Source organism: Pseudomonas sp. PB120, from assembly GCF_009761815.1.
Classification (GTDB): Bacteria; Pseudomonadota; Gammaproteobacteria; order Pseudomonadales; family Pseudomonadaceae; genus Aquipseudomonas.
Window position 1 is genome coordinate 1 of the sequence record NZ_RWIN01000080.1, and the last position, 16,232, is coordinate 16,232.

The following is a 16,232-nucleotide window of genomic DNA, read 5'->3' on the forward strand; positions in this document are numbered from 1 at the left end:
CGCGATAGCGGTCTGGCAGTCAGCATTGATGTGACTGTCATACCGCTATCGCGAGCAGGCTCGCTCCTACAGGGTTTTGTGTTTTGCGGGTGGATCAGTCGCGCTGCAGCTTGCGAATCAACGTGCCGATGTCGATCCCCAGGTGCACCGCCGCCTTGCGTTTGCTGCCACACACATCCACGGCCCTGAGAATCACCTGGCGTTCGAACTGCTGCACCTGGAGCTTGAGGTTCTGCTCCGGGTCTTCTTCGGTTTCACTGTCCACCACCGTCGGGCTCACGCGTAGCTGATGGCGCGCAGGCTCAAGCAGTTCGGCCGGCAAATGATGCGCTTGCGCTTCATCGTCGGCGAGCACCGCCAGGCGTTCGAAGATGTTCACCAACTCGCGGATATTGCCCGGATAGTCATAGCCCAGCAGCCGTTTGCGGCAATCGGCAGACAGGCTCAGCGACGGCTCGCGATCACCGTTGATGCGGCTCAGCAGGATGTCGATGAGAAACGGCAAGTCATCCCGGTGCTGACGCAACGGCGGAATTTCCACCGGCAGCACCGCCAGGCGATAGTAGAGATCCGCGCGGAACTCGCCGATGCTCACCAGGTGTCGCAGGTCCTTGTTGGTGGCGGCAATGACTTGCACCTGCACCGTTTTGCTCAACGGCGAACCGACCGACTGAATGGTGCTGTCTTCGAGAAATTTCAGCAGCTTGGCCTGAACGTGCAGCGGTATCTCGCCGATCTCATCGAGGAACAAAGTCCCGCCCGATGCGGCCTCGATGTAGCCTTGCTTGCCGCCCTGCAGTGCACCGGTAAAGGCGCCGCGCTCATAACCGAACATCTCCGACTCGAACAGGCTTTCCGGAATGCTCCCGCAGTTGACGTGAATGAACGGGCGATCGCCCCAACCGGCCGCGCGATGGATATGCCGGGCAATGGCGGTCTTGCCGACCCCCGGTTCGCCGAGCAGCAGTAACCGCGCACGCCGTCGAAACGCGCGCACGCCGGTGTCGGCGATGGCCGATAACTGGGGGGACAGGTGCAGGGCGCTGTCCTGGGGATCGCGCAGGCCTTGCGGCTCCGGGGGGCGATTGCCCAGCGACGCTCGACGCTGCGGCTGGCTGCCGTCGAAGTCTTTCTGGGTCAACATCCTGAACGGTTTTTCGTAGGCCCCGGTGGGGATGGCGTGAGTGCTGCTGAGCAGGACCCGGCCTTCACGCGAGCGGGTCAGGGCGCTGTTGCCACCGCGATTCAGTGCCGCTTGCAGGTCGTCGTAATTCAGGGCCGAACGCTGGAAGAAATCACTGTCGAACAGCCCGACCGCTTGCTGCTTGGAGAGTCGATTGACGCGCTCGGCGGCGAGGTTGATAAAGCGCACCCGACCTTCGCCATCCGTCACGATCAACGCTTCGCTGAAACTGTCGAGCAAGGCATGCAGCGCCGGTGTTTCCAGCAAGGCGCCCAGGCCTTCGCTGCTGACGTTGACCGACGAGCGCATGCCCATCTGCACCGTGGGCGGCAGGTTCTTGTCGTTCATGGGTGCAACTCTTCGGCATGGCGCAGGCCGTGGCTTTGGCGAAACACCGCAACGCGCCAGGCCACGCCTTCACCAATCAGGATGCGCGAGCAATGTACGTTGAAATTCAAACTGCGACCGCTCAGGTCCGGCAGCGGCAGGCTGCGCCAGGTGCGTTCCGGCAGGGCATTATCCAGCAGCAAGCGGGCAATTCCGGCGCCATGGGTGATGCCAAAGGTTTCTTCGAACGCCGCATTGCGCCATTGCGGTTGCAAGTGTTCATCGATTACCAGCACCGCGTCAGGCACCGCATCAAACACCCGGCGCAGGGCGTCGATGCGCTGCTCGGCATCGTGCTGCATGCGCAGCTCCTGACTGACGTCGCGGATGCTGCCCCACATGCGCAACAAGTGCCCATTGACGATGGTCGCGCGCACATCGTTTTCGACGTAGGCCGGCGAGCCATCGTGCCGGCGATCCACCGACAGCGCGCAATCGACGCTGAACCCGGCCTCGATCAGGCGCCGCACGAACTCTTCGTTGGCCGGGCTGCGTGGCCAGTAAAGGCGCACCGGTTGCTGGTTGAAATCGACGTCCGAGGGCATCTCGTACACCTCGGCCATGGCGCGGTTGCACAAGCGCCAGTGCGAATCGTTTTCGAACACCTGACGGACGATTTCATCCGGGGAGTTGTTGATGTTCACCGCCTCGGCGAACTCGATGCACCAGTACGCGACCTTGGCGCTCTGCAGCATCTGGCTCATCACCTCATTGGCGTTGTGCATTTCCCGCAGCCGATGACCGAGCACGCCGAGGGGGATTTTCAGCAAGTGCAGGCGCGCCGGTTGCACCGAACGCCATTCCAGCAAGCCGCAGGCGACCACCTGCAACAGACCACCGTTGTGGCGAATCAGCGTCAGTTCCAGGCTGTGGACCTGCTCGTCGGCAGGGGGATTGGCGAACAGCAACTGCAACGTGCGCAGCGACTCGACGCTGTAGATACGTTCGATCGGCTGATTCAGCAGTGCCTCCGGCGCATAGCCCAGTTCATCGCTCAGGCTGGCGGACAGACTGACGAGGTGTCCGTCGGCACTCAGGGTGCTGGATAGGGGCTGCGCTTTATTGGCCAGTAAATTCAGGATATCCATGGGTGGATCGGCTCGATTTTGGCTTGTAGGTACCTGACTGAATCGCAGGCGGTCAAAGACAGCGGCATATCGCATGCCAACTAAAAGGCCAGGAAACATTGGGGTATAGGGATATGAGTGCTGTGAAATTGCATAGTGATGTGCAATTTCGCAGCACTCAGGCGAAGGTTAGTCCGATAACCGGGCGCGCTGAAATTTATCCGATCAGTGACTTGGCATCGCTCGGCAAACCGTCAGGCCTGTTCGCCGAGCAATTCAACAGGATAAGAAAACACATAGCCTTCGCTGCGCACGGTCTTGATATAGGTCGGTTCGCGCGAGTCGTCCATCAGCCGTTGACGCAGGCGACTCACCAGCAAATCGATGGAGCGGTCGAACAGGTCGGAGTCGCGGCCCTGGGTCAGGTTGAGCAACTGGTCGCGGCTGAGCACCCGTTGCGGGTGATCGAGGAACACCCGCAGCAATCGGTATTCGGCGCCGCTGAGGGCGACCATCGTGCCGTCTTCGTCCAGCAAATGGCGGGCAGTGGTATCCAGGCGCCAACGGCCAAACCCGAGCAGCCGGCCACTTTCGGTGATCAGCAGATTGGGCGGCAGCATTCGGGTGCGGCGCAGTACGGCGTTGATCCGTGCCAGGAGTTCGCGGGCGGCAAAGGGTTTGGTCAGGTAGTCGTCGGCGCCCATTTCCAGGCCGAGGATGCGGTCGGTTTCGTCATTGCGCGCCGTGAGCATCAGGATCGGCGTGGCCTTATGTTTGCCCGAGCGCAATTCGCGGCACAACACCAGGCCATCGTCGCCCGGCATCATGATGTCGAGCACGATCAGGTCCACGGTATTGGCTTCGAGGAAGCTGCGCATCTGTCGGCCATCGGCGACCACCGTTGTGCGCAGTCCGTTCTTCTTCAGGTAATTGCCGACCAGTTCGCGGATCTCGCGGTCGTCGTCGACAATCAGGATGTGGTTCACATGGTCCATCACTCAAGCCTCTTGTCAGGTGTCTTGAAATGTATCGCACTGTATCTGTTGCGATCCAGGACACGTTACGCCTTGATTGCCTTGGTTTTACGACACATCGCAGATACCTCGGGCCGATTAAATGGCTTCCATCGAGGCAAGACAACTTGCCTCATTCAATCCCGAGGACACCACCATGAACCGCACCCGACTCATTGCCGCCAGCTTCTTCGCACTGCTGAACGTTGCCGCTTTTTCTGCCCACGCCGATGCCCAGAGCCAGCCGCAGACGCACGCTAATGCGCATCTGGACATCAAACAGGTGATTTCTACCGTAGAGGATAGCAGCGCGAATTGCGGGATCGTCAATGCCCGCATGACCTACCTTGACTCCAGCGGTACCCGCAAAGTGCTGGATTACAGCAAGTTGGCAGACTGCGGCAATCAGGGCAGCTAAGTGCCTGATTGCCGTCTGCGGCAACCGGCTATTTACACCGTCATTTGCTGGCGTCGAGCACGACGCGGTAGCGCGCCTTGCCGCTGCGCAGGTGGTCGATGGCTTCGTTGACCCGGCTCATGGGAAACAACTCGACCTGCGGCAAAATCTGATGGCGTGCGCAGAATTCCAGCATGGTCGCCGTCGTGCCGGGTGAGCCGACCGGCGAGGCGGACAGGCTTTTCTGTTGGGGGATCAGATCGAACACGTGCACCGGAATAGCACCGGGCACGACGCCTACAAAATGCAGGCGACCCTTGCCGCGCAGGGTGCCGAGCATGGCCGTCCAGTCGAGGTTGGCGTTGGCGGTGACCAGCAGAAAATCCAAAGTGCCGGCGATGGCTTTCAACGCATCGCTGTCGGTGGACGCGACGACGTTGTGTGCGCCCAGGCGCTTGGCTTCATCCTGCTTGCTCAACGACGACGTAAAGGCCGTGACTTCGCATCCCCACGCGTTGAGGAAGCGCAGCGCCAAGTGGCCGAGACCGCCGATGCCCACGACACCGACCCGGTCCGTGGGTTTGATGTCGAACTGTACTAGCGGGTTGAACACCGTAGAACCTGCGCAGAACAGTGGCCCGGCCATTGCCGGGTCGAGGCTTGCCGGTATGGGCAGGGCCCAGGCCCAGTGCGATCGCAGGCGGTCGGCGAAACCGCCGTTGCTGCCGATGATGGTGGGTTTCGCCGTGCCGCACAGGTGGTGGGAACCGCCCATGCACGAGGAACAATGCATGCAACTGCCCTTGTACCAGCCGATGCCCACTCGTTGCCCCACTTCAAGCCCGCGTACCTGCGCGCCCACCCGGACGATGCTACCCACCACTTCATGGCCGGGGATAAACGGGTATTGGCTGATTCCCCAGTCGTTATCGATCAGCGACTGGTCGGAATGGCAGACGCCGCAGTATTCCACGGCAACTTCCACCTCTTCTTCCCCGAGCGGGCCGGGATCGTAGCTGTAGCGCTCCAGCGGGGCGCCGGCGGCCGTTGCGGCCCAGCCGGTGAAAGTCGTGAGTTCGTTGCTATCGCTCATCGGAGACTCCAGATCAAAAGACAGGGGTTCGTCGTGCAGGTGCCGCGAAGGAAACGGGAAAGTGTAGCGTAGCGCCCGCCAAACGAAAGGCGACTTCACTAACTGCAGGCATCAGAGACGGCTTTTGCAGCGCGTTCAACTTCCTGCTTGGTATCGGTGGTGATCTTTTGCTTGATGAGCTTCTGATCGAGGAACATCTGGCTCTTCTGATTTTTCAGTTCTGCATCGGCGGCGGCATCCTCCGCCTGCAACTCGGCCGCGTGTGCGTCTATGACGGCTTCAACCTCGGCATCATTTTTGGCGGTGTCCAGGTCCTGGACCAATTTGCCGACTTGTGCCGTCTCGGCTTCAGCGTACGCATCCACAGTCAGCCCGGCCGCCATGGCTCGTGCCCGAACGTCCAGCGCTTCGCGGTGTTCCTGTGCGGCCTTGCACACCGCCACCTGGCGTTCGCTCTCGACAGCGCGCCATTCCACAAACCCATACGTGGCCATAGTCATCACCGTTATGGTGACGGCGGCACTCACCAATTGGCCTTTCACATTCCGCAACCTCGGCAATCAAAAAGAACACATTCAGGGCTGTCGCCCGATTCTATTCGCGAATTAAAAGCGTAGCAGGACGGCGCGCTGCTGAAAAATCGCTTTAGGTTGTAATTTGACTTCGATGAATTCTAAGACGCCCTGTCAGCCAGCTGTTCCAGCAAGTCTGAGGAGGGAACAAAGAACAGGCCGCCCGTGACCGCCGTGCTGAAATCCAGCAAGCGGTCATAGTTGCCCGGTGGCCTGCCGACAAACATGTTCTCGAGCATCAGTTCAAGTGGGTCGGGCGAGCGTGCATACCCGATGAAGTAAGTGCCAAACTCACCGGCGCCCGGGCGGCCGAAGGGCATGTTGTCGCGCAGGATTTTCACCTCTTGGCCATTATGGGTGATGGTCGTCAAGGCACTGTGCGAAGAGGTGGGTTTGACCGCGTCATCGAGTTCGATATCGGACAGCTTGGTTCGCCCGATAATCCGTTCCTGCGCCTCGACGGACAACGCGTTCCACGCATTCATGTTGTGCAGGTACTTTTGCACCAGCACATAACTGCCGCCTGCAAAGGGTTGGTCTTCATCGCCTACGGCTGTGAAATCCACAGCCTTGCGCCCGACCGGGTTTTCCGTGCCATCGACAAAACCGATGATGCTGCGCATGTCGAAATAGCGAAAACCCTGCACTTCATCCACCACCGTAATCGCGTCGCCCAGCGAGGCAAGCAGTTGCGTGGCCAATTCGAAACAGAGGTCCATCTGATCGGCGCGGATGTGCAGCAGAATATCGCCAGGTGTCGAAATGGCTTGACGTCCCACTGCGCCAAATTCCCGAAACGTGTGCAACGACACGGGCCTCGGGCTGCCGAACAACGTGTCCCAAGCGGTGGAGCCAAATCCCACGACACACGACAAATTCCCGCTGGGCACCCGTTTGCCCACCGAGCGGGTGAGGGCGGCAATGTCAGCGCACCAATCCCGGACCTTTTCGGCCGCTTCACTGGCAGGCTTTAATGTGGCGACGATGAAAATCGCACTGCTGGTGATGGGGCTGCAGATGGATTGTGGTTCGGGGGACGGGGTGTCGGTTGGCATTTTCGTCGTCATAGAGCATTCCATGATCGGTGGGTGCAGTTGAAAAACAGTAGCCGACTTGTCGTTTCAGCTGGATGTCAGGCAAATACGCTAGGCGAAACTCAGGTGTTCTTGATCAGCCGAGTGTCCAGACCAAAGCGCTCCTGTGAGACTAGCTTGAAATGATCTATCGCCAAGTCGCAGCTCACCAGTAAATTCCAGGAATGACGGGTAACCACGGAAGGGATCAGAACGAAGGGATGTTGGGCCAACAACTCATCAGAAAACTGCTGCTGATTGGGCGAGGTTTGAGAGGCGATGAACCAGTTCGGGTTCGGCATATCTTCAGGCTGGACGACTTTGATGAGGTCCGAGTCAAGCACTTCGAAGCACGTCAGGACATGAGGCACCCTGTCGAGAGTATCGAAGCCTACGTGGGCAGCGACTTCTAATATGGCAGTGGACGGATCGGCGGAGGCATAAATAACTCGGCGGCCGGGAGGGTTCCATCGACCGCCGGATTGCTGCGCCCCGGCTCCACTGTTCCACGTGTCCTTGAATACCTCACGATCAAGGCGCCATGCGTGCCATGCCCCATCCCATGGCAAAGGATTCATTGATAGACCCCGTGTTCAATCCGGGTCAAATAGTCCTCTACCACTTGGAAGCCAAACGAGTTGTCGATCAACTCCAGCGGGATATGACCGTCCAGGTATTTGCAGGGTTTTTTCAACCAGTCTTCAGCCAATTGCTGATCACCAAACACGTTGATGGAGTGCTCCAGTGTCTGCGCATACTGGAAGGCGATGGTGCTTTGCTGCTGGTTAAGTCGTACCGGCTCAGTCTCCTTCGCCAAGCGCTGAACCGTTCTGATTGATTTCCCGGTGATGCGCTCAAGAAGGCCATGTTCCATGTACAGTTTTGAACTGGAAAGCATGTCCCTGACGTCGTTCAGGTCGAAGCCTTCCTGTGTGTATCGGATGATCAACATACGCGTATCACCTTTGCGGCCATTTAACAGCACTTCAGTCGGCTTTCGGGTGACGCTTTGGTTCTCCGTCACGACGACTGCTTTTCCTGTGAATTTGACGGTTGGCTTATCTGCTTGCTTCGTTACGGACATATCGATTACCTCCTGCGACATTTGTCGTAATTATAGCGCCAAATGTCGCAGGCAGGGTGATTGAGTTTGGCTAGCGCACGCACCCTGAAATCGATCCGTCCTCGCCGCATGTAGCCAAGCCAGCCGGGCTAAGTTTTTGTCTGAGCAACACGCTATACGTTGTGCTTCCGACGGCCAACCTTAAAAAGGTGTCGGATAATTCGTCGTTTTTTTCAATAGGGTCATCATTTCCGAGGTGTGCGCAGTCGGAAAACTCACATGTTTAATGTGCGTGTTTAAGGGGGCTGAAGATTACTTCCTGAAAGCTACATGACCTTGCGTCATTGCCTACGGTTAAGACAGAATCCGCCGGCTTGTGCGCCTATGGCCGGGGCCTTATCGTTTGCCTGTCGCTGAAAAACAGCGATGGGGTTTGGTAGCCCGGAGTACGGCGCGCAGCGCCCCTTCTGCAGATGACTATTAAGGTCTCTACATTATGGTGGCTATGCGCAGGGTCCCTTCGGGGGCGCCGGTTCCAGTACTCCGGTCTACCAACCTGTGCATGGCCACCACCCTTCGTTTGGTAGCGAAAGTGATGGCTCCTATTTCTAGTACTGGAGTTCTATCTATGATCAAACCAACCCCCAACCCACCAGACACCGATCCAACATCCCCCTACGACGCCCTCGATTCCAAAAAACTCAACGACGCCGCCGAGCGCGCCCTCGATTTCCATTTCCCTTCCGCCGCCGACATCAACGCCACACCCCGCACGCCCGGCACCATGTTCATCGTCAACCCGGACCTCGACACCGAAACCCTGCTGGCCCACGCCTGCGAGTCGCTGGCCTCGGCCAATGTCATGACCATGGACCTGGCGGACCACATGGAGGGTCCCAGCCGCAATACGCTGTTGGGGATCGCGCAAGTCATCATGCTGGGCGAGCTGGCGGTGAACCGGGCGCTGGATCGACTCGATCCGCCTTAGCCGCCATTGCCGGCGTCGGCGAAAACAATCGCTGCACACTGTTCTCTGTAGGAGCGAGCTTGCTCGCGATGGACTTCGGAACACCGCGCATATTCGGGAAGTACGCGTATTCGTTAACGATCATCGCGAGCAAGCTCGCTCCTACAGTTATGCGTCAGTGGGGATAGGGAAATTAAAATGGAGGCGCAGATTTTTCAGCAGAAGAGGGTGACTGCCCGTGTCAGACCGGCAAGATCGTCGCGCCGCAGCTGTACATCCGCCGTCGGTATCTCCGGGGCTATCCAGCCTCTGGCCGGCATGAAAGACTCCAAGGTGATCGTCGCAATCAACAAGGATGAAGAAGCGCCGATCTTCCAGGTCGCGGATTACGGTCTGGTGGCTAACCTGTTCGAAGCGGTGCCTGAATTGCAGGCCGCTTTGTAAACCGATGCACAATTGAACAAGGGCATTGTTCATGCACGAAGAAAACGAAACCGGGGCATCGTTGTATTCACCCGATCAGATTGAAGGCCAACCCGCGCGAATACCGCTGGTTTACCCTTGCGGCGAACCCCCCGCACCGGGTCTGGCCAGGGAGATTGCCCCGGGCGTTTTCTGGCTGCGCATGCCCTTGCCGCTCGCGCTGTCGCACATCAACCTGTGGGCTGTGCGCGATAAACAGGGCTGGGCGATTTTCGATACCGGCATGCACACGCCGGAAACGGTGCAAGCCTGGCGCACACTTTTCAGCGCCACGGGTGCGCTCGGCCCACAGGGCCCCAGCGCTGTATTGGTGACCCATTTGCATCCCGATCACGTCGGCATGGCGGGGTGGTTGACCACTGAATACGCCTGCGAGTTGTGGATGACCCTCGGTGAATACATGACCTGTCGAACGCAGGCTGCCGATCTCGGCCGCGAGGCGCCCGTCGGCCATCTCGATTTCTACCGTCGCGCCGGCTGGGACGACGGGGCACTGGATCGATACCGCACACGTTTTGGCGGTTTTGCAAAAATGATCTATCCGCTGCCCTCCAGCTACCGACGTTTGCGCGACGGTCAGACCCTGCAGATTGGCGAACAGCAATGGCAAGTGATCGTCGGGGCCGGGCATTCGCCCGAGCACGCCTGTTTCTACTGCCCTGAATTGAAGCTGTTGATTTCCGGCGATCAAGTCTTGCCGCGCATCTCCTCCAACGTGTCGGTGCAGGCCACCGAGCCACGGGCAGACCCGCTCGATGATTGGTTGCAGTCGGTGGCCAATCTAAAACAACGGGTGCCCGACGACGTGCTGGTGCTGCCGGCCCATGACGATCCGTTTCTCCGCTTGCATGCGCGACTGGACCATCTGGACAGCAGCCACCGTCGTGCGCTGGATCGACTTCAGGTGCTATTGGTCGAAGGGCCCAAGCGTGCCGTCGACGTGTTTCCCGCGCTGTTTTCCAAAAAGATAAAAGGCGACTTGCTGTCACTGGCGACGGGCGAAAGCCTGGCCAATCTCAATTATCTGGTCGAACGCGGAAGCGTGGTCGTGACGGAAGATGCCGACGGCGTTGCCTGGTACTCAAACCGATCAGTCAAGCCATAACACCGTACGTAGCAGCTGGCGAAGCCTGCGTCCGGCTGCGCAGCAGTCGTAGAAACTGAGCATGCGGTTCTCCTGACAAACCGCGTTGCCTGATTTTACGACTGCTTCGCAGCCGAACGCAGGCTTCGCCAGCTGCTACAAGGGGCGCGTTCGGCACCCCCTTATTTATGGCTGGCGGAATCAGTTACCCGCCCGCTTGTTCAACGCCGCCTCAGCCGCTGCGATGTCCGCCTGGCGCTTGACGATCAAGTCACCCGTCGGCGGGCCCTGGAAGCGTCGGGCCTCGAAACCGAACCAGACGATGGCCGTCAGCACCAGGAAGCCGATGGTGATGTACAGCGCCCAATCGTTCGGTGGCTGGATGCCGATGACGAAGATGATCACCATCGAGAGCACCGACAGAATGGCGAACAACGAGTACAAGCCGCGCCCCATGTTCCAGGGCCCCATGGTCGGCCATTTCGATGTGCCGTAGGTGAACAGGCCAAGCACGATGGGAATGATGAACGAGAAGAACAGGAAGATCACCGTGCAGGAGACCACGATGGTGTAGACCGGCGTGGCGCCGATCGAAATCACCGACGATCCCCAGTCGAACAGCACCGCCAGCGTGGCACCGGTCCAGATCGCTGCCACCGGGCTGCGATAGGTTGGCGAGACCGAAGCCAGCGCTTTCGAGCAGGGCAGGCCGCCGTCACGGGAAAACGCAAAAATCATCCGCGACACCGAGGTCACCGTCGCCAGCCCGCAGAGAAACTGCGAGATGAAAATCGCCACGTAAAGCGCCACTTTCACACTCGGGTTCACCTGGCTGTCCATGGCCCAGAAGAACACGTTCCAGCCCTGTTTCGCGGCGGCGTCCATGTTGGGCAGCATCAGCACGAACGAACTCAGCATCACCCAGCCGAACAGCAACGACCACACCACCGACATCACCATGCCCCGGGGCACCGACATCGCCGCGTTGCGGGTCTCCTCGGAGGTGTGCGCGGAGGCGTCATAACCGGTGATGGTGTAGATCGGCAGCAACAGGCCGAGCATGAACACCCAACTGTTCGAGACCTGCGGCCAGACGCTGCCGCCGGCTTCGCCAGAATAGTTGCCGAAGGTCCACAACCGGGCGAATTCATAGCTGGGGGCCGAGATCAGGCAGACGACGGTCAGCGCGAGCGCGGTGGCGAAAATCAGGTAACCCGAGAAGTCGGTGAGCTTCGCCGTCAGGCCGATGCCCAGGTGGTTACACAAGGCCTGGATACCCGTGAGGATCGCCAGGAAAATCACCCGGACCGTGGTCGTGTCCTCCATGCCCAGCGCCGGTCCGAAGGCGCCGAAAAAGAAGTAATAGGTGCCGACGTTGATTGCGCCGAGCACGGTGACCAAGCCGAGCAGATTGAACCAGGCGGTCAGCCAGCCGGTGAAGCGGTTGCCGAGAATCGAGCCCCAGTGATACAGCCCGCCAGCGGTGGGGTAGGCCGAGGAAATCTGGGCCATGGCCATGGCGAACACCCCTGAGATCAGGCAGCCGATGGGCCAGCCGATCCCGATGGCGGCCCCCCCTGAGCCTGAGGTGCCCTGGGCCAGTGAGTTGATGCCCCCCGAGAGAATGCAGATGATCGAAAAGGAAATCGCGAAATTGGAGAAAACGCCCATTCGTCGTGACAGCTGCTGGGCGTAGCCCATGCTGTGCAGCACCTTGACGTCATCGTCGTGCGCCTCGGTGCCGGGCTGGCTTGCTGGGTTCATTCGTGTGTACCCCTTCAGGTTTGATTCAATCCACTGGCGACTGCGCAATGGGCTGGCTTTCAACACCTTGTCGTACTGCTCCTGTTTCCAACCGATACCACTGACTGCATTGAAATCAGAGTCGGCCGTGAAAGGCCGCGTCGAAAATGTCTGCCGCGCCGGCGCGTGTCAACGGCAGCGGATTGCCGCCGGCCGAGGGATCGACAATCGCCATGTCCGCGATCAGGTCGGCTTGCCGGTCATCCACCCCCAGCTCGAATAACGTATGAGGCACGGCGATGTCTTTGCGCAACTTGAGGACGAAGGCCAGGAAACTGTCGAAGCCCGGGGAGGGCAGCCGCAAATAAGCCGCCAGACGCGTGATGCGTTCTTCGATGGCCGCGCGATTGAACTTCAAGACGTAGGGCATCAAGGTGGCGTTGGTCATGCCGTGATGGGTGTCGTACAGCGCGCCAATGGGATGGGCGAGGGCGTGCATTCCGCCCAGGCCTTTCTGGAACGCGGTGGCGCCCATCGCCGCGGCCGCGAGCATTTGCCCGCGGGCATCCAGGTCGGACGGGGTGTGGACGGCGCGCACCAGGGCGCTGGCCACCAGGCGCATGCCTTCCACGGCGATGCCATCGGCCAAGGGGTGAAAACCGGGGGCGCAGTACGCCTCAAGGCAATGCGCCAATGCGTCCATGCCCGTGCCGGCGGTGATTTTTGCCGGCATCCCGACGCTGAGGGTCGGGTCGCTGATGACCACGCGCGGCATCATTTTCGGGTGGAAAATGATGCGTTTGGTGTGCGTGCGCTCATCGATGATCACCGCCGCACGACCGACCTCGGAGCCCGTGCCGGCAGTGGTGGGGACCGCGATGACCGGGGCAATGGCGCTCTCGTCGGCACGGGTCCAGTAGTCGCCGATGTCTTCGAAATCCCAGACCGGCCGGGTCTGGCCGCTCATAAAAGCGATGAGCTTGCCCATGTCCAGGCCGCTGCCGCCGCCGAAAGCGACCACGCCATCGTGTTTGCCGGCACGCCAGGCATCGAGCCCGCCGGCCAGGTTGGCTTCAACCGGGTTGGGCTTAAGGTCGCTGAACAGCGCCACGCCAAGGCCCGCGGCACGCAGCGCGTCCACCGCTGCGAGGGTGATCGGCGCCCGCGCCAGGCCACTGTCGGTGACCAGCAACGGTCGCTGGATACCCTGGCTGCGACAGACCTCGGCCAGTTCGGTGATGCGGCCGACACCGAAGCGGATGCTCGTGGGGTAATTCCAGTTTCCAGTCAGGCTCATGGCTCAGATCTCGTGGCGCAGATGGAAGGATTTGGCGCGGGTCAGGTGCTCGTAGCCGAGCCGTGACAAGGTGACGCCGCGCCCACTGTTCTTCACCCCGGTCCAGGCCAGGGCCGGGTCGAGGTAATCGCAGCGGTTCATAAACACGGTGCCGGTGTCGATCTCATTGCCCAGCTGTTCGGCTGCGGCCAGGTCCTGGGTCCAGATCGACGCGCTGAGCCCGAACTCGCTGTCGTTCATCAGGGCGATGGCTTCGGCGTCACCGGCCACCGGCATGATGCCGACCACCGGGCCAAAGCTTTCGTCGCGCATCACGGACATGTGATGGGTGACGTCCACCAACACCTGCGGTGCGAGGTAGGCACTGCCCGGCGCATCGGCGGGGAAGTCCTTGGGGTCGATCAATGCCCGTGCGCCTTGCATCAGCGCTTCGGCGATTTGCCCACGCACGAAATCAGCGGCACTCGGCGTGACCAACGGGCCAAGCGTTGTGGCCTCGTCCAGCGGATTGCCCAGCACGTATTGGCGGGTCAGGTCGACGAAGCGCTCGACGAACGCCGGGTAGAGGCTCTGATCGACATAGATGCGTTCGATGGCGCAGCAGCTTTGCCCGGAATTGAAGAAGCTGCCGTCCACCAGGTTTTCCACGGCATGTTCCAGGTTGGCATCCGCGCGGACGTACGCCGGGTCTTTGCCGCCGAGCTCCAGGCCCAGGCCGAGGAAGCGCCCGGAGGCCGAACTTTCCATGGCCTTGCCGCCGCCGACCGAACCGGTGAAATTCACCTGGTGCACCCGCCCCGAGCCGATGATGTCGGCGGTCTGTTGATGATCGAGCACCAGGTTCTGAAACAGGCCTTCGGGTATTTTCGCGCGACGCATCGCCTCGGCGAATCGCTCGCCCACCAACAGCGTTTGCGAGGCGTGTTTGAGAATGACGCTGTTGCCCGCCATCAACGCCGGAATGATCGTGTTCACCGCCGTAAGGTAGGGGTAATTCCACGGGGCGATGACCAGCACCGTCCCCAGCGGCTCCCGGGTGATGTGCCGGCGAAAACCGGCAACGGGCGTGGGCTCGATGGCGGCCAGCGCCTCGGGCGCAATCGCGATCATGTGCCGGGCCCTCTCTTCGAAACCGCGCAGCTCGCCGGCGCCGAAACGTATCGGGCGACCCATCTGCCAGGCCAGTTCCGGCACGATGTCGGCCTTCATCGCCAGCATCGCGTCCACCACGGCGTTGCATAAAGTGGCGCGTTCGCTCAACGGTCGACGTTTCCACAAGGCCTGGGCGGCTGCGGCAGCCGCCAATGCCTGTTTCACCTGAGCCGCATCGGCACAGCGACGCTCCACATAAACCCGGCCATCAACCGGTGAAATGAGTTCAATCATCGAGGTCATGGTGGTCTCAATAGCGCTCGAAGCCGCGCTGCAGTTCCCAGTCGGTTATCCGTCGGTCGTACTCTTTCTGCTCCCATTCGGCGGTGTGCACGTAGTGGTCGACCACGTCGTCACCGAACGCCTCGCGTAGCAGCGCCGAGCCCTTGAGTGCGGCGCAGGCATCGCGCAGGGTTTTCGACACTTCAGGCAAATGCTCGTCTGCATAGGCATCGCCTTCAAAGGGCGGCGCCAGGCTGAGCTTCTCGTCGATACCGGCCAGGCCAGCCGCGATCAAGGCGGCGAAGGCCAGATACGGGTTGAGGTCGGCGCCGCCGATGCGGCATTCGATGCGGATCGACTTGCTGCCTTCGGCGCACAAGCGGAAGCCCGCAGTGCGGTTGTCCAGGCTCCACACCGCCCGCGTCGGGGCGAAGGTCCCGGCCTGGAAGCGCTTGTACGAATTGATGTAGGGCGCAAGAAAACAGGTGATGTCGTTCGCGTATTTGAGCTGCCCGGCCACCCAGGAACGCATCAGCGCCGACATGCCGAACTCGGCCTTGGGGTCGAAGAACAAGGGCTTTTTGGCGTTCTTGTCCCACAACGAATTATGGATATGGCTGCTGGAGCCGGCGGCGTCATAGCGCCACTTGGCCATGAACGTGATCGCCTTGCCTTGCAGTTGCGCGATCTCTTTGCAGGCATGTTTGATGATGACGTGATGGTCGGCCATGGTCAGGGCATCGGCGTAGCGGATGTTGATTTCTTCCTGGCCCGGGCCCCATTCACCCTTGGAGTTTTCCACGGGAATTCCGGAGGCCTGCAGGTTTTTTCGAATCGCCCGCAGCACCGGTTCTTCGCGGGTGGTCTGCAGGATGTTGTAATCCTCGATGTAGTGACCGGCCGTTTTCGGCTTGTGGTAGTTGCGCTTGTGGATGGCCTCGTAGCTCTCGTCGAATAGATAGAACTCCAGTTCCGAAGCGAACATCCCGGTGTAGCCACGCGCACGCAGACGCTCGATCTGTTTTTTCAGGATCGCGCGCGGGCTGTGGGGCAGGTCTTGCCGATGGTGATGATCGAGCACGTCGCACAGCACCAGCGCTGTGCATTCCAGCCAGGGCACGCGGCGCAACGTGGACATGTCGGGCTTGAGCACGAAGTCGCCGTAGCCTTTGCTCCAGCTGGCCGCGGCATAACCGGGCACCGGTTCCATGTCGATGTCATCGGCCAGCAGGTAATTGCAGCAGTGGGTTTCTTCATGGCCGCTGTCGATGAAAAATTCGACCTGGAATCGTTTGCCGACCAATCGACCTTGCATGTCGACCATGCAGACCAGGACGGTGTCGATTTCGCCGGAGGCCGCGGCGCGCTTGAGTGCTTCAAAACTGAGAAGGGGTTCGGTCATCACGTCAATCCTGCGTGAAGGGTTCGGGGCTGTC

At 60.3% G+C, this 16,232-nt stretch carries 15 protein-coding genes and 1 pseudogene; 4 read left to right on the plus strand and 12 right to left on the minus strand.

Annotated features, from left to right (window positions below):
• Nucleotides 1–94 precede the first annotated feature (94 nt).
• The 3 genes from EJA72_RS15240 to EJA72_RS15250 form a co-directional block, all read right to left on the minus strand.
• Nucleotides 95–1,531, minus strand: a complete 1,437-nt coding sequence (locus EJA72_RS15240; RefSeq protein ID WP_157712258.1) for a sigma-54-dependent Fis family transcriptional regulator — start codon at nt 1,529–1,531, stop codon at nt 95–97.
• The gene (locus EJA72_RS15245; RefSeq protein WP_157712259.1) at nt 1,528–2,658 is read right to left on the minus strand and encodes a PAS domain-containing protein; all 1,131 of its coding nucleotides are present in this window, start codon (nt 2,656–2,658) and stop codon (nt 1,528–1,530) included. Before EJA72_RS15245 ends, EJA72_RS15240 begins: the two co-directional genes overlap by 4 nt.
• Before the next feature lie 233 nt (nt 2,659–2,891).
• Nucleotides 2,892–3,632 (minus strand): response regulator, encoded by a 741-nt coding sequence (locus EJA72_RS15250; protein WP_157712260.1) that lies wholly within the window; start codon nt 3,630–3,632, stop codon nt 2,892–2,894.
• A gap of 175 nt (nt 3,633–3,807) precedes the next feature.
• Here EJA72_RS15250 and EJA72_RS15255 point away from each other — a divergent pair, with 175 nt between their 5' ends.
• A complete protein-coding gene (locus EJA72_RS15255) occupies nt 3,808–4,068 on the plus strand; it encodes a DUF2790 domain-containing protein (protein ID WP_157712261.1) in 261 nt (86 codons plus the stop codon).
• A gap of 40 nt (nt 4,069–4,108) precedes the next feature.
• On the opposite strand, the gene EJA72_RS15260 is transcribed toward EJA72_RS15255, so the two are convergent.
• From EJA72_RS15260 to EJA72_RS15280, 5 genes are all read right to left on the minus strand, one after another.
• On the minus strand, nt 4,109–5,140 hold the full coding sequence (locus EJA72_RS15260; RefSeq protein WP_157712262.1) for an NAD(P)-dependent alcohol dehydrogenase: 1,032 nt from the start codon (nt 5,138–5,140) through the stop codon (nt 4,109–4,111).
• Between the two features lie 98 nt (nt 5,141–5,238).
• The gene (locus EJA72_RS28965; RefSeq protein ID WP_178129382.1) at nt 5,239–5,682 is read right to left on the minus strand and encodes a hypothetical protein; all 444 of its coding nucleotides are present in this window, start codon (nt 5,680–5,682) and stop codon (nt 5,239–5,241) included.
• A gap of 131 nt (nt 5,683–5,813) precedes the next feature.
• Nucleotides 5,814–6,767 carry a Dyp-type peroxidase gene (locus EJA72_RS15270; RefSeq protein WP_372240709.1) on the minus strand — a complete coding sequence of 318 codons (954 nt, stop codon included), beginning with the start codon at nt 6,765–6,767 and terminating at the stop codon, nt 5,814–5,816.
• A gap of 101 nt (nt 6,768–6,868) precedes the next feature.
• A complete protein-coding gene (locus EJA72_RS15275; RefSeq protein WP_157712264.1) occupies nt 6,869–7,363 on the minus strand; it encodes an RES family NAD+ phosphorylase in 495 nt (164 codons plus the stop codon).
• Nucleotides 7,360–7,869, minus strand: coding sequence for an antitoxin Xre/MbcA/ParS toxin-binding domain-containing protein (locus EJA72_RS15280; protein ID WP_157712265.1), 510 nt, complete (start codon nt 7,867–7,869; stop codon nt 7,360–7,362). Before EJA72_RS15280 ends, EJA72_RS15275 begins: the two co-directional genes overlap by 4 nt.
• A 607-nt stretch (nt 7,870–8,476) precedes the next feature.
• On the opposite strand from EJA72_RS15280, the gene EJA72_RS15285 reads away from it, so the two are divergent.
• From EJA72_RS15285 to EJA72_RS15295, 3 genes and pseudogenes are all read left to right on the plus strand, one after another.
• Complete coding sequence (locus EJA72_RS15285) at nt 8,477–8,836, plus strand: DUF6124 family protein (protein ID WP_157712266.1); 360 nt, start codon at nt 8,477–8,479, stop codon at nt 8,834–8,836.
• A 221-nt stretch (nt 8,837–9,057) separates the two neighbouring features.
• Nucleotides 9,058–9,259 (plus strand): annotated as a pseudogene (locus EJA72_RS15290) (electron transfer flavoprotein subunit alpha/FixB family protein); the annotation flags it as partial.
• 31 nt (nt 9,260–9,290) lie between these two features.
• Nucleotides 9,291–10,403, plus strand: coding sequence for an MBL fold metallo-hydrolase (locus EJA72_RS15295; protein ID WP_157712267.1), 1,113 nt, complete (start codon nt 9,291–9,293; stop codon nt 10,401–10,403).
• 180 nt (nt 10,404–10,583) lie between these two features.
• On the opposite strand, the gene EJA72_RS15300 is transcribed toward EJA72_RS15295, so the two are convergent.
• From EJA72_RS15300 to EJA72_RS15315, 4 genes are all read right to left on the minus strand, one after another.
• A complete protein-coding gene (locus EJA72_RS15300) occupies nt 10,584–12,146 on the minus strand; it encodes an amino acid permease (RefSeq protein ID WP_157712268.1) in 1,563 nt (520 codons plus the stop codon).
• Nucleotides 12,147–12,261: 115 nt separating this feature from the next.
• Entirely contained in the window at nt 12,262–13,422 is a 1,161-nt protein-coding gene (locus EJA72_RS15305) for an iron-containing alcohol dehydrogenase (RefSeq protein ID WP_157712269.1), read from the minus strand.
• A gap of 3 nt (nt 13,423–13,425) precedes the next feature.
• Nucleotides 13,426–14,817 carry an aldehyde dehydrogenase family protein gene (locus EJA72_RS15310; protein ID WP_157712270.1) on the minus strand — a complete coding sequence of 464 codons (1,392 nt, stop codon included), beginning with the start codon at nt 14,815–14,817 and terminating at the stop codon, nt 13,426–13,428.
• A gap of 7 nt (nt 14,818–14,824) precedes the next feature.
• Nucleotides 14,825–16,198, minus strand: a complete 1,374-nt coding sequence (locus tag EJA72_RS15315) for a glutamine synthetase family protein (RefSeq protein WP_157712271.1) — start codon at nt 16,196–16,198, stop codon at nt 14,825–14,827.
• Between the last annotated feature and the right edge of the window lie 34 nt (nt 16,199–16,232).